This window comes from Pseudomonas zanjanensis, assembly GCF_014268745.2.
GTDB classification, from domain to species: Bacteria; Pseudomonadota; Gammaproteobacteria; order Pseudomonadales; family Pseudomonadaceae; genus Aquipseudomonas; species Aquipseudomonas zanjanensis.
The window spans coordinates 2,205,196-2,223,381 of record NZ_JABWRB020000001.1; the positions used below are offsets into that span (position 1 = coordinate 2,205,196).

13 protein-coding genes are annotated in these 18,186 nt (G+C 61.7%); 5 read left to right on the forward strand and 8 right to left on the reverse strand.

Annotated elements, in window-relative coordinates:
• Positions 1-6 precede the first annotated feature (6 nt).
• Genes HU715_RS09205 through HU715_RS09225 form a run of 5 tightly spaced genes read left to right on the forward strand, consistent with a single transcriptional unit; the run spans position 7 to position 3,751 of the window.
• The gene (locus tag HU715_RS09205; protein ID WP_225917580.1) at positions 7-687 is read left to right on the forward strand and encodes a metal ABC transporter ATP-binding protein; all 681 of its coding nucleotides are present in this window, start codon (positions 7-9) and stop codon (positions 685-687) included.
• A complete protein-coding gene (locus HU715_RS09210) occupies positions 684-1,589 on the forward strand; it encodes a metal ABC transporter permease (RefSeq protein WP_186706720.1) in 906 nt (301 codons plus the stop codon). Before HU715_RS09205 ends, HU715_RS09210 begins: the two co-directional genes overlap by 4 nt.
• On the forward strand, positions 1,586-2,572 hold the full coding sequence (locus HU715_RS09215; RefSeq protein ID WP_186706719.1) for a metal ABC transporter solute-binding protein, Zn/Mn family: 987 nt from the start codon (positions 1,586-1,588) through the stop codon (positions 2,570-2,572). The genes HU715_RS09210 and HU715_RS09215 overlap by 4 nt, the downstream gene beginning before the upstream one ends.
• Before the next feature lie 55 nt (positions 2,573-2,627).
• Positions 2,628-2,918, forward strand: coding sequence for a hypothetical protein (locus tag HU715_RS09220; protein ID WP_225917581.1), 291 nt, complete (start codon positions 2,628-2,630; stop codon positions 2,916-2,918).
• An 8-nt stretch (positions 2,919-2,926) separates the two neighbouring features.
• Positions 2,927-3,751 (forward strand): DUF4198 domain-containing protein, encoded by an 825-nt coding sequence (locus tag HU715_RS09225; protein WP_186706717.1) that lies wholly within the window; start codon positions 2,927-2,929, stop codon positions 3,749-3,751.
• A 19-nt stretch (positions 3,752-3,770) separates the two neighbouring features.
• Here the strand turns inward: HU715_RS09225 and HU715_RS09230 are convergent, their stop codons facing one another.
• The 8 genes from HU715_RS09230 to HU715_RS09265 form a co-directional block, all read right to left on the reverse strand.
• Complete coding sequence (locus tag HU715_RS09230) at positions 3,771-4,604, reverse strand: oxidoreductase (RefSeq protein WP_186706716.1); 834 nt, start codon at positions 4,602-4,604, stop codon at positions 3,771-3,773.
• A 218-nt stretch (positions 4,605-4,822) separates the two neighbouring features.
• Positions 4,823-7,444 carry a M10 family metallopeptidase gene (locus HU715_RS09235; RefSeq protein WP_186706715.1) on the reverse strand — a complete coding sequence of 874 codons (2,622 nt, stop codon included), beginning with the start codon at positions 7,442-7,444 and terminating at the stop codon, positions 4,823-4,825.
• Between the two features lie 126 nt (positions 7,445-7,570).
• The gene (locus HU715_RS09240) at positions 7,571-8,878 is read right to left on the reverse strand and encodes a TolC family protein (RefSeq protein WP_186706714.1); all 1,308 of its coding nucleotides are present in this window, start codon (positions 8,876-8,878) and stop codon (positions 7,571-7,573) included.
• Position 8,879: 1 nt separating this feature from the next.
• The gene (locus tag HU715_RS09245; RefSeq protein WP_225917582.1) at positions 8,880-10,190 is read right to left on the reverse strand and encodes an HlyD family type I secretion periplasmic adaptor subunit; all 1,311 of its coding nucleotides are present in this window, start codon (positions 10,188-10,190) and stop codon (positions 8,880-8,882) included.
• A gap of 19 nt (positions 10,191-10,209) precedes the next feature.
• Positions 10,210-11,925 carry a type I secretion system permease/ATPase gene (locus HU715_RS09250; protein ID WP_186706712.1) on the reverse strand — a complete coding sequence of 572 codons (1,716 nt, stop codon included), beginning with the start codon at positions 11,923-11,925 and terminating at the stop codon, positions 10,210-10,212.
• Between the two features lie 728 nt (positions 11,926-12,653).
• Positions 12,654-13,940 (reverse strand): beta-ketoacyl-ACP synthase II, encoded by a 1,287-nt coding sequence (fabF, locus tag HU715_RS09255; RefSeq protein ID WP_186706711.1) that lies wholly within the window; start codon positions 13,938-13,940, stop codon positions 12,654-12,656.
• 46 nt (positions 13,941-13,986) lie between these two features.
• Positions 13,987-17,067 (reverse strand): efflux RND transporter permease subunit, encoded by a 3,081-nt coding sequence (locus HU715_RS09260; protein ID WP_186706710.1) that lies wholly within the window; start codon positions 17,065-17,067, stop codon positions 13,987-13,989.
• Complete coding sequence (locus HU715_RS09265) at positions 17,064-18,173, reverse strand: efflux RND transporter periplasmic adaptor subunit (RefSeq protein ID WP_186706709.1); 1,110 nt, start codon at positions 18,171-18,173, stop codon at positions 17,064-17,066. The genes HU715_RS09260 and HU715_RS09265 overlap by 4 nt, the downstream gene beginning before the upstream one ends.
• Positions 18,174-18,186 lie beyond the last annotated feature (13 nt).

Sequence of the window (18,186 nt, forward strand, 5' to 3'; positions counted from 1 at the left end):
CAGGTCATGCGCGGTCCCGCCATCGTGTTCGATAACATCTGCCTGCAACTGGGCGGTACGCAAGTGCTCGACGACGTCAGTTTTCGGGTGGAAGCCGGTGCCCTGCACTGCCTTGTCGGCCCCAACGGCGGCGGCAAGACGTCACTGGTGCGCACGCTGCTGGGCCAGATGCCGCATACGGGAACGGTCCGCTTCGAGGGGGAGGTGACGACACCCATGGGCTATGTCCCGCAATTGCCGGACCTCGACCGCAACGTGCCGATAACGGTCAACGATCTCATGGCCCTGCTCGGCCAACGCCGGCCGGCCTTCCTGGGCTCGAACCGATCCGCCAAGGCGACCCATGCCGAGGCCTTGGCGCGTACCGGCGTGGCAGGCATGGGCGCCAAGCCCTTTGGCAGCCTGTCCGGTGGCCAGCGCCAGCGCGTGCTGCTGGCCCAGGCGATCAGCCCGGCGCCCTGGCTGTTGATCCTCGACGAACCGACCGCTGGCATCGACGAACCCGGCGTGCATCTGGTGGAGGCGCTGGTGGCCGAGTTGCACGGTCGAGGCGTCACCATCCTGTGGATCAACCATGACCTGGAACAGGTCCGGCGCATCGCCCAATCGGTGACCGTCATCAACCGGCGAGTGCTGTTCCATGGTGCACCCGACCAGATCGCGTATTCGCTGGAGGGGAGCCAATGAACGCCCTGTACGACTTCATTCGCAACCACCTGCAGGCGCTCGCCGCCAGTGGCCTGCTGCCGCAGCCGTTCGAGTACGAGTTCGTGATCAATGCACTGCTCTGCGCGGTGCTGATCGGCCCGCTGCTGGGCGTGCTGGGGTCGATGGTGATGATCAAGCGCATGGCGTTCTTCAGTCAGTCCGTCGGTAATGCGGCGATGACCGGTGTCGCCATTGGCGTGCTGATCGGCGAAGCCTATACATCCCCCTACTTCTCGATGTTCGGCTTCTGCTTGCTGTTTGCCCTGACGTTGAAGTACACGCAGCATCGCACCACGCTGGCCAATGACACGCTGATCGGCGTGTTCCTGTCCATCTCCCTGGCGGTCGGGGCCTCACTGCTGCTGTTCGTCTCGGCCAAGATCAACACCCACGTGATGGAAAGCGTGCTGTTTGGTTCCATCCTCGCGGTGGACCACATCGACATGAATGTGCTGCTTGGCGTCACGGCACTGTGTGCGCTGCTGGGGTTGCCGCTGTACAACGGCATGCTGTTGGCCAGCCTCAACCCAAGCCTGGCCCACGCCCGCGGCGTGCCGGTGCGAAGCGTCGAGTATGTGTTTGTCGTGCTGGTCACCCTGGTGACGGTCGCTTGCCTGAAAATCATTGGTGCCGTACTCGTCGAAGCCCTGTTGCTCATACCGGCCGCGGCAGCACGCAACATCAGCCGTTCGCTGCCGGGGCTGGTCGCGCGCGCCATTCTGATTGCGACCTTCTCCTGCGTGGTGGGCATCCTGGCGCCGATGCAATTCCACATTCCCGTACCGACGGGCGGCGCCATCGTGATAGTTGCCGCCCTGGTGTTCGTCGCCACCACCGTCATGCGCGCCACTACGTCCCGGTTCAGGGGGGCCAGCGTATGAACAGGAAGGGGTTATACAGGTCCTGGTTGGCGCTGCTGCTGGGCCTCTCGTGTTCGGCCTTTGCCGATACCGGCAGGCAGCAAGTGCTGGTCGCATTGCCTGCCGTCTATGCGCTCACATCCGCACTTAGCGCCGGCACGACCCTGGAGGTCGTCCGCGTTCCGGTGGACGTGGCCGTGCCCATGGAAAGCCAGGCCAACGCGTTGTCGCGCCTCGACGCTGCGATGTTCCAACAGGCCGAAGCCGTGGTCACCCTCAGCAGTCTCTGGCGCGCGGACCCGCTGTACGCGACAGCACGCCGCCACAACCTGCGGATCGCCGAGATCGATGCCTCGCGCTCATGGGACAGCATCAAGCCCGGCGTGGCTGCGACCCGTGCGCCAGCGAACGACGTGCCCTGGGCCGCCGCGAGCGATGTGGATCAGGGCTCATCGCCGTACGCCTGGCTCGGCCCCGTCAATGCCATGCGCATGTCGGCGTTGATCGCCGCCGACCTGGCACGCCTGGCCCCTGCCGATGCGCCGCGCATAGAACACAACCTCGCCGCGCTCGAAAGTCGTTTGCGCCGGCTCAAGGCCGACTACGGTGCCCGGCTGACGGCGGTACCGGATCTGCGCGTGCTGTCGCTGGCCAATGAGTTCATCTACCTGTTCGGCGAGTTCGGCGTCTTTGTCGACGGTTGGTTCGTTCGACAGGACATCGACTGGAGCGACACCGACCGCGCCGCACTGACCCAATACCTGCGCGAGCGTGACATCCACGTGGTGGTCCATAAATGGGCACCGGAAGCCAGGATTGCCAAGGCCATCGAGGACGGCGGGGCACGGCTGCTGATACTCGATACGGGCAACCCGGGAATGCTCGCCGACACGGCCAACGGGTACGAAGCACTCCTGGGCTCGAACCTGGAAGCCTTGCTGGCGGCCTTCGCCGAGACTGGCAACGACAACACGAAGGGCGACGGTCAGTCGCCTCCCCAATGATCGATCTTGACGGCGAGACGTTATGAAACTCATGGATTCAGCACTGCGGATACCGATGGCAGGCGCTCTACTGGTCTGCCACGCAGCCTTCGCCCACGGCCCCGTCTTCGATTGCTATATCAAGGGCGATGGCCGGGTGGCGTGCGAGGCCGGCTTCACCGATGGCAGTTCGGCCGTCGGAAGACAAATCCATGTCCAGGACCCGAGCAACAAGGTGTTGCTCCAAGGTGAGATCGACAAGGACAACACCTATACCTTCCAGCCCCCCGCCGGGAATTACTCGGTGGTATTCCTCGGCGGAGCCGGCCATGAAATCACGATTCAGTCTTCCGACATTTCAAGGTAAAAACGACCATGACGTTCAAACGAAAACTGCTCCAAGCCCTGGCCGCTACGACATTCACTGGCTTGACCGGCGCTGCCCAGGCCCATTTCCAGATGCTCTACCTCGAAGAAACGGCACTGCAGCGCGCGGAAAAACTCGAGTTCGCGCTGGTGTTCACTCATCCGTTCTCGGGCGGCCCCACCATGGACATGGGTGCACCTCGGTCCTTTAGCCACACCAGCGCCCACGGCGCGGAAAAAATCGACCTGCGCCAGTACTTGCGCCCCGTCGAGTGGCAGAGTCGCGACAACCGAACGACGGCCTATCGTGCCTCGATTCCGCGAGAGGTGGTGCGTTCACTGGGTGACCATATCTTCGTACTCGAACCCGAGCCCTACCTGGAAACCGAGGAAGACGTGTACATCCAACAGTTCACCAAATTGATCGTGAACGTCGGCGGCGTCCCCAGTAACTGGGCAGAACCACAAGGGCTGCCGGTTGAGATCCAGCCATTGAACAAGCCTTACGCCAACTGGACGGGCGGTGTGTTCCGCGCCGTGGTGCTCGCCGACGGCAAGCCTGTGCCGTTCGCCGAAGTCGAAATCGAGTACGTCAACCATTCCGTTGATCTCGAGAAAAACGCCTTTGGCCAGCAAGACTATGTCATGGCGCCCCAGGCTTCATTCAAAGCCCACAGCACATACTCGGACGCCCAAGGCATCGTGACCATTGGCCTGCCCCGGGCCGGCTGGTGGGGCATTGCGGCGCTCGACATCGGCGCGACGAAAACCCACAAGGGCAAACCCCTGTCGCAAGACGCAGTGCTGTGGGTGCAGGCCAGGGACATGAAGTGACCAGGCCCGCTCAGGGGCCTCAGTGTGCCTGGGACGGCCATTTGGTTTCGAGCTGCAGCGCCTTGCGGATACCCGAATCCAGCAAGCGCGCCGGAGCAAAGCTGCGCAGGAACTGCAACTGACCGGCCGCCTTGCCAGCGGTATAGCGCAACTTCGGCCGTGCGGCGCGCGCGACCTGGAGCACCACATCGGCCACCACGTCGGGACCGTCGGCGGTCGCCATGGCCTGGTTCACCACTTTGGTCACTTTTATCCGAATGTCCGCGTACACGTCGAGCTTGGCGTCGGGCTGGAGGTTGTTGTTCTCGAATTGGGTCTTGGTATAGCCGGGCTCGACCACCGTGACCCTGATGCCGTGTGTACGCAACTCGTGATCCAGCGCCTGGGAATAACCTTCCACCGCGTGCTTGCTGGCCGAATAGAGCGCGGCATAAGGAACAGGCACGACGCCGAGGATGGAGCCAATGTTGATGATGCGTCCAACACCCTGGCGTCGCATATGCGGCACCACCGCACGAGTCGTGCGTACGATGCCGAGGAAGTTGGTATCGAAAAGGGCCTTGGCCTGCTCGATTGAGCTCTCTTCCGCCGCTGCGGGCGCAATGCCAAAGCCGGCGTTGTTGACCAGCAGATCGATCCGCCCCTCCAATCGAAACAGCTCCTGGATGGCCGCTTCGACGCTGGCATCGTCGGTGACGTCCAGCATCAGCAGAGGAAAGCCCTGGTGGCCGGCGCGCGCGCCTCGCCGGCTGGTGCCATAGACGTTGTAGCCTGCCGCAACGAGCTTATGGGCGATGGCTTCTCCGATGCCGGATGAAGCGCCAGTCACCAACGCCACGGGTTTATTGATCATCATGAGTTTCCTTCCGGTTATCGAGGTTATCCGGTCAGAAGATCGCAACTGTGGTTGTCCAAGTATCCGACATCAGCGCGTTTCATTGACTGGGAGGCTTATGATGATGATCATAATCGTAGCAGTCAATGATTTTGATGCCGATCGACATCAATAAGGCCAAGCGCCGCACTCAGCGATCAAGGGCCCTCTTTTTCACAGGGCCCGAAACCGCTTCATCAAGCGATCAGATCGTTGGCATTAAGCATGTTGACGCCCGTCAGTTGGATTTCAAAATCCGCCGCCAAATCACCATTGACGTTGCCGTACAGCACCTGGTCGACGAAGCGCAGTTGCCCTGCTGCGGTGAAGCCATTGGAATCGATGAAGCTGAACGTGTCGGCAAACGCGGTCAGGAGATTGGCATCCAGTTTCGACAGGTCCAGCTTGTCACCCTGCAGGCTGCTGAAGTCGGAAACGGTGTCACGCAAACTCCCTATGCCCAGCTCACCCAGCGTATTAAAGACAAAGCGGTCGCTTCCGGTTCCGCCGGTGAGGCTGTCAGTTCCCAGGCCGCCGCTCAACATGTCATTGCCCGCCCAACCGCTCAGCACGTTGTTGCCGTCGTTACCGATCAGCACGTTGTCCAGGGCATTACCGCCGCCTTTGAGGTGAGCGCTACCGGTCAAGGTAAGGTTCTCCAGATTGGCGCCCAGGCTCCATTTCTGTGAGGAGCGCACGGTATCGATTTCACCGGCCAGGGTGCTGGTTTCGCTGACAATATCCTTGAGGTCGTCGACCACATAGGTGTCATTGCCGGTACCGCCAACAAGTGTGTCGATACCGCTGCCGCCGTCCAACGTGTCGCTGCCCGCCCAGCCGCTCAGCTCGTTGTTGCCGGCGTTGCCAATCAGTACGTTGTCCAGGGCGTTACCGCCGCCTTTGAGGTGAGCGCTGCCGGTCAGCGTGAGGTTCTCCAGATTGGCGCCCAGGCTCCATTTCTGTGAGGAGCGCACGGTATCGATTTCACCGGTCAGGGTGCTGGTTTCGCTGACAATATCCTTGAGGTCGTCGACCACATAGGTGTCGTTGCCGGTACCGCCAACAAGCGTGTCGATGCCGCTGCCGCCGTCCAACGTGTCGCTGCCTGCCCAACCGATCAGCTCATTGTTGCCGGCGTTGCCGATCAGCACGTTGTTCAGGGCGTTACCACCGCCTTTGAGGTGAGCGCTGCCGGTCAGCGTGAGGTTCTCCAGATTGGCGCCCAGGCTCCACTTCTGTGAGGAGCGCACCGTATCGATTTCACCGGCCAGGGTGCTGGTTTCGCTGACAATATCCCTGAGGTCGTTGACCACATAGGTGTCGTTGCCCGCGCCACCGATCAGTGTGTCCCACCCGGCTCCACCGTTCAGCGCGTTGTTGCCGGCGTTGCCAGTCAGCACGTTGTTCAGGGCATTGCCACTGCCGTTAATAGACGCGGAACCGGCCAGGATCAGGTTTTCCAGGTTGGCGCCCAGCGTCCAGCCTACCGAAGAACGCACAGTGTCGATTTCGCTTGCCAGAGCGCTGGTTTCGCTGACGACATCCTTGAGGTTGTCGACCACGTAAGTGTCATTGCCCGCCCCCCCCATCAAGTTATCGATACCGCTGCCGCCATCCAGTGTATTGGCGCCGGCGTTACCGTCGATGCGATTGTTCAAGGCGTTACCCGTGCCGTTGATATTGGCGCTTGCGCCAAGCCTCAACGTCTCGATATTGGCACCCAGGACGTAACTGACGGACGAAATGACAGCATCGATTTCGCTGGCCAAGGTGCTGCTTTCCTGCACCTTGTCACCGATGCTATCGATGACATAAGTGTCGTTGCCAGCCCCACCGATCATCGTATCCTCACCGGCGCGACCGTTCAGGACATTGGCCAATGCATTGCCGATCAGTGTGTCGCCATTGGCCGAGCCGAATGCGTTTTCAATTTTGGCACCGTAGGCGATCGCCAGTCCTTCATTGAAGGCCGTCTGGGTGTCGAGGTTCAGAAACGCTTGGCCGATCTTGCTGAACTGGCCTTCATTCAAGTTGATACGGACTGCTGCCAACTGGTTGCTCGCATCGATCGTGTCAACGCCGCCGGCGTCCCAGATCGTCTCGAAAACCGATTGGCCGGACTCCCAGCGATACGTGTTATTGCCGGTCTGCCATTGAGTGTTGGCCCCATAGAGACTTTGGATGGCGGCAATATCCAGCACCATGGGGGTGGTGGGCTCATAGGAATACGAGGTGTTGTAACTCATGATGGTATTGCGAACGTCATCGAACCGATCTGCAAGCACCGTGGTGTTTGACAGACTTTGGGAGAACGGATGCTTGAGACCAAGTGCATGGCCGATCTCATGCATGAAAACCAGATAGTCGTAGGTGCCCTTGTCCGGGGCCGGGTTATTCGTCACTGGCCCGAGCCAGACATCACCGCCGCTGGGCGTATCGGCGGGAAAATAGCCCCAGGCTGCGGTGTCGCTATCCATATTCAGATAGCCACCGAACCGCAGGTCGCCTACCGCAGTGTAGGATTCGCTGACCTGGGTGAATTTGATGTTGGCGATCGAACCCCACATGCCGAGCGCACTGGTAATGCCGTTTTGCTGGGCTGACGTCAGGACGTAGCTGGCCTCATACTCATTGTCACTGCTGTAGGAGCGAACAAAACGCGAAGTCTCAGTCATGAAACTGTACGTCAGGGGTGTGGTGAACGTACCGGTGCTCCAGGTGTTGCCCATCCAGTAGGTACCAACCAGCAAGCTGTCGACTTGTGCATTGCCGGTCAGCGTTGCCGACGAAGTGTATGAATAACCAACCGGAGTGGGCATGTGAAGTCTCCTGTGAGCAATCTGCGGCCTTCCGAAATGTGGCCGCTACAAAAAAGGGGGTATTTTGCATTAGAAACAGCAAAAGTGATATTGCTTAGCCATCTTTTATATCTTGAATCCACTGAACTATGGCGCAACCAACCACTCATTGGCCCGGCGAATATCTCCATCTCCCAATCGCCCGCTCCAGCGATGCAATACCAGCAAACTGGTCACGAACTTGTATTGGGACTGATAGAAATCACGCCGTGCACGAAACTCTTCCTTGATGCTATCGAGCACATCGACCGCATTCTTGACGCCGTAGCCGAAGGCTTTTTCCGTGGCTATCCGTGACTTTCCAGCCGATTCCAGCGCGCGACGCGTTGCCTTGATCCGACTGAGTTCGGCCGTCATGCCAAGATAAGCCGTGCGGGTTTCCTTGATGACCTGGCGTCGCAAGGCTTCCAGTTCTTGCTGGGCGACTTCCTTGTCACTTTCGGAACTCGATACCCGTGCACGGGTAGAACCGCCGCTGTAGAGCGGCATTTGCAAGTCCAGGGAAGCAACGAGGTTGTCCGAGCGCGGCGTCACGGCGCCTTCATAGCCGATGTCGCTGCGTTGCGCCGTCAAGTTCAGCCCCAGCCGAGGCAGATGCCCCGCCTTGTTTTCAGCGATGGCCGCCTCGGCGGCGCGGACACTGTGCTCGCGGGCGTGCAGCGCCGGGTTGCTGTCCAGCGCCGCCTGCACCCAATCGTCTTGTGCTTGCGCCGGCAGACTGAAGGCTGGATTGTCGCCAATGCGCTTGAATCGCTCGCTGACATCGCGCCCCACCAGTTCAGAGATGGCCTCACGACTGACCAGGACCTTGTTGCTGGCTTCGATCTCGTCAGCCTTGAGCGCGTCCACCCGCGCTTCAAGATCCAATGCGTCGGTGACCATCGCCATCTGCCGGGCGTACAAGGCCTTGACGCGCTTGAGGTTACGTTCGGTCGCCTCCAGTTCGCTGCGCACCAGCGACAATTCGTCTTCCGCCGCAAGCACGGCGAAGTAGCGCTCGGACAGATCAATGCTGGCCTGCACCCGGGTATCGTCGGACTCATAGCCACTCTGCCGGGTCAACTCGATGTACTTCTGGTAACTGCGCCAGACCTGCGGGTCATAGATCACCTGGTTGAGCACCACGGCCATGCGCTTGCCGTTGTACTGGATACGGTTCAGGTCATCGTCGCGCCGACTGCGGTTGAGGCTGCTGCTGGCATTTAGCTGCGGCAGCAATTGGCCAAAGGCTGCGCGTTCCTTGCCCTCGCCGCTGCGGGTCAGGGCTTGTGCCCGCAGGACGCGCGGATCGGCCCCCTGCGCTTCCTGGTGCAACTGCCACAGGTCGACATAAGTGTCGTCAGCGAGGACTCCCAACGGCACGAGGGCCAGGCACATCATGATCAAGCACTTCATTTCAGTCCTCGATCAACGAACGCGCGAACACGTTGCTCGCCGGCTGTATCAAATATTGCAACAGCGTCCGCGCGCCCGTATTGACCAGCACTTCGACCGGCATGCCCGGCACCAGGGTAAGGTTGCCCAGCGTCTGGCGCCCTTTGTCCGTCAGGGCCACACGTGCCAGGTAATAGGCTGCGCCAGTGTCCTTGTTGATCAGGCGGTCAGCGGAGATCTGCACCAACCGTCCCTCGATGACGGGCGTGGTGCTGCTCTTGAATGCGCTGAAGCGAATGTCCGCCAACTTGCCCAAGGCAATGCGGTCGATGTCCATCGGCGACACTTGGGCCTCGACGATCAGCTCCTCGTTGGCCGGGACGATGTCCAGCAGCGCAGTGCCCGGGCTGACCACGGCACCCAGGGTGTGGACGGTCATGCCCATGACCATTCCGGACTCCGGCGCGAGAATATCGGTACGCTGGTCGCGGTCCTGCAGGGTTGCCAGTCGCTCGCGCAATTCGTACACCTTGGTCCGCGCATCGCCCAGCAGGCCGGCGACCTCGCTGGCGAAGGCCTTCTTCAACTGCAGGATCTTCAACTTCGCCTCGTCGACATGGACCCGCGCTTGCGCGATTTCGGACTGGCTTTCAGCGATTTCGGTTTGCAGGCGAGCGAGGCTGCGCTCCTGCTCGCGCAGCCGCTGTTTGTCCACGTAGCCTTCGGCAAGCAGTGCCCGCAAGTCGACTATTTCCTCTTGATAGGAGGCGGCCAGCATCTGTTTGCTGGCGATGATGGCCTTGAATCCGCGAACCTGTTCCTCGATTTGTCCGATGGTCGTCTCTTGCAAGCCGATTTCACCCAGCAACGAGGTCCGTCGAGTCTGGAAAATTCGCGCTTCACTGTCGCGGGCTTCTTGTACCCGCGGGTCCGCGAGGTCCAGGGTCGGCACCGCCGCAGGTTCGGGCAGCGCGTCACGTTCAGCCTCCAACCGGGCCTGCAATTGGAGCGCGGCGATCAACTGGCTGCGGGTCGTTTCCATTTCCGAACGTGCCTGGGTATTGTCGAGCACCAACAGCACATCACCGATTTTCACCAGATCTCCGTCGTGCACCCGCAGTTCGCGCACAATGCCACCTTCCAGATGCTGCACCGTCTTGCGGTAACTTTTGACCGTCACCACGCCCGGCGCGAGTGCCGAGCTGTCGAGCGGGGCCAACGCCGCCCAGCCACCGAACAGGCCAAAGGTGACCAGCAGCATGAGGTAGCCGACGCGGCGTATCGGCCTGTCATCGATGGGCAACGCGGCGGATGAGTGTTGAGTGTATTGCATGAAATGGCTCATCCGTTTCCTACGGTTGAATCGCGGCAGCCTGGCGGGCCGCGGGTGTTGCGTCTCGCAGGCGTGCCAGGACCTGGTCCCGCGGCCCGAACAGACTCAGTTCGCCTTGATTGAGCACCAGCAGTTTGTCCACCTGCGCCAGCACCCCGGATCGATGGGTAATGACAAACACCGTGGCCCTGCTCTGCCTGAGCTTTTGCAGCGCCTCGGCGAGCATTTTTTCGCCGGCATCATCCAGGTTGGAGTTCGGCTCATCGAGCACCACCAGGCGCGGTTCGCCGTACAAGGCGCGGGCCAGGCCGATACGTTGTCGCTGGCCGCCGGACAATCCACCGCCATTGGCACCGATCAAGGTGTCGTAGCCATCGGGCAGTTGCAGAATTAACTCATGGACTCCCGCCATGCGCGCGGCGGCGACCACGGCCGGTGCGTTCACCGTGCCAAAGCGGGAAATGTTCTGGCTGATCGAGCCTTCGAAGAGTTCGATGTCCTGGGGCAGATAACCGATGTACTGGCCCAACTCCTCCCGACGCCATTGGCTGATGTCCGCACCGTCCAGGCGTACGGTGCCAGCCAGGCACGGCCAAACGCCCAGCAATGCCCTGGCGAGGGTCGACTTCCCCGCGCCGCTGGGACCAATGATGCCCACCACCTCGCCTGCGCTCACCTGGAAATTCACGCCGCGAATAATCGGTTTGCGCGCATCCGGGGCCCCTGCCGAGAGGCCCTCGACGCGAATCGCCCCTTCAGGCGCCGGCAGCGGCATGCGCTCAGGCTCGGCGGCCACCTTGAGCAGCAATTCGTGCAACCGGGCGTATTGCGAACGGGCGCCCAGGAAGCCTTTCCATACGCCGATCAACTGATCGATGGGCGCCAACGCGCGCCCTAGCAAAATCGAGCCGGCAATCATCAGCCCGGACGAAATCTCGTGATTGATCGCCAAATAGGCGCCCAGGCCCAGCACCAGCGACTGAACGATTTGCCGGAACGTCCTGGACACCGAGGTCATGGTCGCGGCGCGGTCGCTGGCCAGGCTTTGCAGGGCAAGAATCTTATGGGTTCGCCCGCTCCAGTGCTGACGCAGGCTGGCAAGCATGCCCATGGATTCCACCACTTCGGCATTGCGCAAGCTTTTGTGGGTGAGCGCAGTGGCTGCCATCTGTTCACGGTTGGCCGCCTGCAGCGGCGCATGGGTGAGCTTTTCATTGGCGAAGGCCAGCGCCCCCAGCAACACGGCACTGACGATTCCCATCCAGCCGTACCAGGGATGGAACATGAACATGACCGCGAGGTAGATCGGAATCCACGGCACGTCGAAAAACGCGAACAGGCCGTTGCCCGTCAGGAACTGGCGTAAGCCGTTCAGGTCGCTCAAAGGCTGGGCCGTGGCATTCAGGCCACTGGTATTGAGCGCCTGCTTGAAACTGGCATCGAACAGACGCTGGCTCAGCAGCGTATCCAGACGCGTACTGATCCGCACCATGATCCGCGAACGGACCCACTCCAAGCCCCCCATGGTGATCATCAACAGCAACATGATCAGCGTCAGCATCAACAGCGTCGACACGCTGGCGCTGCCTACCGCGCGGTCATACACCTGCAGCATGTAGAACGAAGGAACGAGCATCAGCAAGTTGACGAAAAAACTGAAAAAACCAACGGAAAGAAAACTGCCCTTGCAGACGGCAAGGGCGCCTTCCAGTTCGGTCCTGGCGCGGGCTGACATGGTTTATCACCTGAGGTCCGATGCTGGTCAAACCTGAAAAATCACATGGGCATAGGCGTGCGAACGCCTGGGATATCTTTCGGCGGGATCCCGCTAGGGCGCCCGCGCAATCGAATCTACCGCGTTGTATCGGCATGCTTGTGTGGTTCTTAAGGGAAAATTGGCGGGTAGGCCGTGCGGCGTGGGCGCCCGAGATCAATGTCCTCCCTGAGGCGGCCTGATAGCCGACCTGGTTCTTGATGGGACTGCGTTTGTCCTGTGGGAGATTCTATGGTTGAGGGGAAGCCCTCAAGCCGCTTTTGGTTGGTATTCGCTTTGTCCTTTCAGCAAAGCGAATACGATCCGAGCAAGCTTGCTCGCGATATCGGTAGCCCAGCCACATAGATGCCTGCCTGTACCCCGCTCTTGCTCTTGCTCTTGCTTTGGATCTTGATCTTGATCTTGATCTGAGCGCCCCGTTAACCACGCTGGCCGAACGCAGGCATTGCGCAGTGGGCATCCCGGCATGGATGCCGGGATAGCCGCGCTGGGCCATGGATGGCCCTTCGCGGCGGCCCACGGAGCAATGCCGGAGTGAGGGCACACCGAGCCTTAGCGAGGTGCCGAGTGGTGGGGCAAAGCGCTTTTGGTTACTTTTGGCGCTTTTCCAAAAGTGACCCGCCGTAAGGGCGGAACCCTAAGCCGCCGTGACCGAAATAACGGATATACACACAGTCTCCCCTAAACCCTCACGCCTCCCAGCGACGAAACAACACGCTGGCATTAACCCCCCCAAACCCAAACCCATTGGAAAGCGCATGGGTAATCGGCATCTCCCTGGCACAAAGACCAACCAGATCAAGCCCCGCAGCCCCCTCGTCAGGATGAACCAGGTTCAAGGTCGGCGGAACAATCTGGTCCCGAAGCGCCAACACCGTAAAAATAGCCTCGATACCACCCGCCGCCCCCAACAGATGCCCAGTGGCCGACTTGGTGGAGGTGATCGCCACATCGGAACCGCGCCCGAACACCGAGCGAATCGCCGCCAGCTCACCATTGTCGCCAACCTGGGTGGACGTCGCATGGGCATTGATATGCTGCACGTCTGTGGGACTGACCCCGGCCTGGCGCAACGCCTGCTCCATCGCGCGCCGGGCGCCGTCGCCATCTTCCGGGCCGGCGGTCAGGTGGTAGGCATCGGCGCTGGTGCCGTAACCCACCAACTCCGCCAACGGCTTGGCGCCGCGGGCAAGGGCGTGTTCCAGCGACTCGATCACCAGCAGCCCTGCCCCCTCGGCCATGACAAAGCCGTCGCGATCTCGATCGAAAGGCCGCGAGGCCTCTTGCGGGCGCTCGGCAAAACCGGTGGATAGCGCGCGAGCGGCGGCAAAACAACCCAGGGTTACGCGATCTATCGCTGCTTCCGTCCCGCCGCATATGGCGACATCCGCCTCGCCGCTGCGGATGAGCCTGGCCGCATCGCCAATGGCCTGCACCCCCGCCGCACAGGCGGTGACCGGCGCACCGAGCGGGCCTTTGAAACCGTGACGGATGGACACGTGCCCGGCCGCCATGTTGGCGAGAAAGGCCGGCGCCGTGAACGGTGACAATCGGCGCGGACCTCGCTCATCAGTGGTGCGGACCGCACCGGCAATTGCGCCAAAACCACCCACGCCCGAAGCAATGATCGTCGCCGTCCGCTCCTGGTCGTGGGCATCGGTCGGTTGCCAGCCCGCCTGTTGCAACGCTTCTTCGGCCGCCACCAGGGCGAACTCAATGAAGCGATCCATTTTCTTGCGATCCTTGGCGGGGATGATGCGCTCGGGGTCGTAACCGGCGATGGGGTCTTCTTCCAACGACGGCACCTGGCCGCCCACGGCCACGCCCGTCCCCTCGGTGATATCGCCAGACAGGAGACGAATGCCGGAGCGCCCAGCCAGCAAGCGCGGCCAGACTTCTTCCACGCCACAACCCAGCGGGCCGACAATGCCCACGCCAGTGACGACGATGCGTTTTTGCCCTTGGGAAGTCATCATTTGAAACCTCTTCATTTGCTCAGTCGACGTTCATTGAATGGCTGGCTTACGCCAACGGTGCTGCCGGGGTGTGCGCTGGCGCGTCAGGACGGATCTTGAACCAGATGGCGTACATCGCCGGCAGGAACACCAACGTCATGACGGTGCCGACGAACGTGCCGCCGATCAGCGTGTAGGCCAACGTGCCCCAGAACACCGAGTGCGTTAGCGGGATAAAAGCCAGGATGGCCGCCAACGCTGTCAGCAGGACCGGGCGCGCCCGTTGCACCGTGGCTTCGATGACCGCATGGAAGGGTTCCAGCCCCTCTTGTTTGTTGTGATGGATCTGCCCGATCAGGATCAGCGTGTTGCGCATCAGGATGCCCGAGAGCGCGATCAGGCCCACCAGGGCGTTGATCCCGAACGGCTGTTGGAAGATCAGCAACGTCGGCACCACCCCAATCAAACCCAGGGGCGCGGTGAGGAACACCATGATCATGGCCGAGATCGAACGCACCTGCACGATGATGATCAGCAGGGTCAGGGCCACCATGATTGGCACCAGCGGCACGATCGCCTTGCCGGCCTTGCCCGACTCCTCGATGGCGCCTGCCTGCTCGATCCGATAGCCGCTCGGCAGGGTGTCGATGATCGACTGCAGGGCCTTGATGATCGCGCTCGATACGTCCGGTGGCTGCAAGCCTTCGGCAATGTCGCCGCGCACGGTCATGGTCGGGGTGCGGTCACGACGACGAAGAATCGGATCCTCCATGCGCACATCGACCTCGCCCACCTGGGACAGCGGAATACGCTGACCCGCCGCACCCACCAGGGTAAAGCCCTCGATCCTCGCCGGGTCGAGGCGAATATCACCGGCCGCGCGACCGACCACCTGCACCGAGCGGATGTCCTCGCGAACCGCCGTGATCGGCACCCCCGCCAGCAGGAACTGCAATTGCCGCGCGACCGCATTGGACGTCAGGCCTACCGCCTGCAAGCGGTCCTGGTCCAGGGTGAAATGCAACGTCGGCGTCAGTGGCCCCCAATCGGTATTGACGGTCCGCATCAACGGGCTCGCCTGCATGACGCCCTGGACCTGCGCCGCGATCTCGCGCAACTTCGACGGATCCGGCCCCATCACCCGGTAGGCAACCGGATACGGTGAATACGGGCCGAACACCAGTTGCGTCACGCGGATGCGCGCCTCCGGGACAAGCCCCTCGGCTGCCGCCTCGCGAAGACGGAACTTGAGGGTCTCGCGCGCTTCCTGGCTGTCGGTCAACACGACGATCTTGGCGAACGACGGATCGGGCAGTTCCGGCGCCATCGCCAGGTAGAAACGTGGCGCACCCTGGCCGATGTAGGCCGTGACGATTTTCGCCTCGTCCTGTTTTTGCAACCAGGCCTCGACCTTGGCGGTGGTGGCGCTGGTCTGCTCGATGGAAGTGCCATAGGGCATTTGCACTTCGATCAGCACCTCCGGGCGATCGGAGGTCGGGAAGAACTGTTTCTTCACCAGGCCCATGCCGAGGATCGCCACGATAAATGTCGTGACCACTGTGCCGGCCACCCACCATTTGCCCGCGATGACCCGGGTCAGGACCTGGCGAAAACGATTGTAGTGGCGAGTGTTATAGATGGCTGCGTGGCCACCCTCGACCTGCTTGATGTCCGGTAACATCTTCACCCCCAGGTAAGGGGTGAACGCTACCGCCACCACCCAGGACGCGATCAGGGCGATACCGACGATCCAGAACATGTTGCTGGTGTACTCGCCGGCGGTCGATTGGGCGAAACCGTTGGGCATGAATCCGATCGCTGTCACCAACGTACCGGACAACATCGGCGCGGCCGTATGGCTCCAGGCATAGGCGGAGGCCTTGATTCGGTCGTAGCCTTCCTCCATCTTCACCACCATCATTTCGATGGCGATGATGGCATCATCCACCAACAACCCGAGCGCCAGGATCAGTGATCCCAGTGTGATGCGGTCAAAATTCTTGCCGGTGGCCGCCATGACCACGAACACCACGGCCAACGTCAATGGCACCGCCGCCGCGACCACCACCCCCACACGCCAACCCATGCTGAGAAAGCAGACGATCATCACCACCAGCAACGCGACGAAGAATTTGACCATGAACTCACCGACGGCCGAGTCGATGTTCACCGATTGGTCGGTGACTTTGGTGAGGGTCATGCCCAAGGGCATGTCTTCGTTGATCCTGGTCGTCTCCGCATCCAGGGCCTTGCCCAGGTCCAGGCCGTTCCAGCCTTCACGCATCACGACGCCCAGCAACAGCGCGTCTTCACCGTTGTTGCGCACCAGGAACGTGGCTGGATCCTCGTAGCCACGCTCGACGGTCGCCACGTCCGAGAGCTTGAGCGTGCGCCCTTGAATCGCCAGGGGCGTGTCGCGAATTTTCGCCAATTTATCGAACGCGCCGTCGACCCGAAGGAAGACCTGCGGTCCATTGGTTTCGATCGAGCCGGCGGGCGTGAGCGCGTTCTGACTGTTCAACGCCGCGAAGATATCCTGGGGCGAGACGCCCAGGGTGGCCAGCCGATCATGGGAGAAGGAAATAAAGATACGCTCGGCCCGCTCGCCGATGATGTTGACTTTTTTCACCCCCGCCACGTGCAGCAGGCGCTGGCGCAACGCTTCGGCATCACGCACCAGCAATCGCTGCGGCTCGCCCTTGGCTTTCAGGGCGAACAGCGCGAACGTCACATCGGAAAACTCGTCATTGACCATTGGCCCGATGACGCCGGCCGGCAACTTGAGCGCTTCGTCCTGGAGTTTTTTGCGCGCCTGATAGAACTCCTCTTGCACCTGGGAAGGTGGCGTTCGATCGACCAGCGACACCATGGTGAAGGCCAGGCCGGGACGGGTGTAGGTTTCCGTGCGGTCGTACCACTTCAATTCCTGCAAGCGTTTTTCAAGCGGCTCGGCGACCTGGTCCTGCATTTCCTGGGCGGTTGCGCCCGGCCATGCGGTGATGACGGTCAACTGCTTGACCGTAAACGGTGGGTCCTCGGCGCGCCCCAACTGGAAGAACGCCAAGGTCCCCGCGACGGCGATCAGGAAAATCAGAAACACGGTAATGGATCGCTCGCGAACGGCGAGCGCCGACAGGTTGAGGCTCATGGACGGCCCCCGGCAACCTTCACGTCACCCGGTTGCGCCAGCCGCACTTCTTCACCCTCGCGCAGCAGATGGGCGCCGAGCCCGACAATGCGCTCGCCCACGTTGAGATCACCGGAGACGCGCGCGGCGTCGTCGCTCAGACCCAGGACTTGCACAGGTCGCCAGATGACTTTCGCCGGTTCGCCGTCAATGCTCCATACGCCGGTACCTTTTCCCGAATCATAAATGGCCGCTATCGGCACTTGCAGCGCCTGCCGTTGCGCGGAACCTCCGGCGATGCGCAGCGTAACGGTCGCCCCCAGCGGTGCATTGGCCAACGCCCCCTCCAGCACATACCGGGCCTCGAAGGTGCGGGTCACGCGGTCGGCCGAATCCGACAGCAGCCTCAACTTTGCGGTGACGGCACCCGTGCTAGCGCCATAAAGCGTCGCCTGGGCGGTGGCGCCTGCGGCAGGTCGCAGGGTCTCAGGCAACTGCACAACCGCTTCACGCTGCCCGGCCCGCGCCAGTCGAACCACGGTTTGCCCGGGGCTGACGACTTGCCCGGGTTCGGCCAGCGTGTCCATCACGACACCGTCGGCATCGGCGAGCAGCACCGCATAACCCGATGCGTTCCGGGCGACGTCAGCCTGGGCCTGCGCGGCGCTGAGTTGGGCCTTGGCGGTGTCGGCGGCGGCTTTGATCTGGTCGTAACCCGATGCGGAAATAGCGCCTGCGGCGACCAGATCGCGATAGCGCGCCTCGTCATCGGCGGTCTGCTTGGCCCGGGCCCGGGCGGCAGCGACTGCTTCTTGCTGGGCTCGGGCTTGCAACCCCAGGTCGATGGGATCGAGGCGCATGAGCGGCTGACCGCGTTTTACCGCCTGCCCGGTATCGACCAAACGTTCGAGCACCTTTCCCGATACCCGGAAGCCCAGGTCACTTTGGACACGAGCGGCCACCACGCCAGTAAAAGAACGCGTGGCGTCGGACGAACCCTGAACTTGGGCGACCCGCACCAACGGGGCAAGTGTGCGCGGGTCTTGGGTGGTGGAGGAATCGCCACACGCCGTCAGGACGAGCGGCAACAAGCAAGCGGCAAAGGTGACAGGTCGGAGCCGGCGCATAGGTTCCCTTTTT

What these genes read in the sequence shown, in the direction of transcription:
- fabF (WP_186706711.1), bottom strand. Translation starts at nt 13,940, where the DNA reads ATGATGACTTCCCAAGGGCAAAAACGCATCGTCGTCACTGGCGTGGGC.
- HU715_RS09260 (WP_186706710.1), bottom strand. Translation starts at nt 17,067, where the DNA reads ATGAGCCTCAACCTGTCGGCGCTCGCCGTTCGCGAGCGATCCATTACC.
- HU715_RS09265 (WP_186706709.1), bottom strand. Translation starts at nt 18,173, where the DNA reads ATGCGCCGGCTCCGACCTGTCACCTTTGCCGCTTGCTTGTTGCCGCTC.
- HU715_RS09245 (WP_225917582.1), bottom strand. Translation starts at nt 10,190, where the DNA reads ATGCAATACACTCAACACTCATCCGCCGCGTTGCCCATCGATGACAGG.
- HU715_RS09235 (WP_186706715.1), bottom strand. Translation starts at nt 7,444, where the DNA reads ATGCCCACTCCGGTTGGTTATTCATACACTTCGTCGGCAACGCTGACC.
- HU715_RS09240 (WP_186706714.1), bottom strand. Translation starts at nt 8,878, where the DNA reads ATGAAGTGCTTGATCATGATGTGCCTGGCCCTCGTGCCGTTGGGAGTC.
- HU715_RS09215 (WP_186706719.1), top strand. Translation starts at nt 1,586, where the DNA reads ATGAACAGGAAGGGGTTATACAGGTCCTGGTTGGCGCTGCTGCTGGGC.
- HU715_RS09225 (WP_186706717.1), top strand. Translation starts at nt 2,927, where the DNA reads ATGACGTTCAAACGAAAACTGCTCCAAGCCCTGGCCGCTACGACATTC.
- HU715_RS09205 (WP_225917580.1), top strand. Translation starts at nt 7, where the DNA reads ATGCGCGGTCCCGCCATCGTGTTCGATAACATCTGCCTGCAACTGGGC.
- HU715_RS09220 (WP_225917581.1), top strand. Translation starts at nt 2,628, where the DNA reads ATGGCAGGCGCTCTACTGGTCTGCCACGCAGCCTTCGCCCACGGCCCC.
- HU715_RS09250 (WP_186706712.1), bottom strand. Translation starts at nt 11,925, where the DNA reads ATGTCAGCCCGCGCCAGGACCGAACTGGAAGGCGCCCTTGCCGTCTGC.
- HU715_RS09210 (WP_186706720.1), top strand. Translation starts at nt 684, where the DNA reads ATGAACGCCCTGTACGACTTCATTCGCAACCACCTGCAGGCGCTCGCC.
- HU715_RS09230 (WP_186706716.1), bottom strand. Translation starts at nt 4,604, where the DNA reads ATGATCAATAAACCCGTGGCGTTGGTGACTGGCGCTTCATCCGGCATC.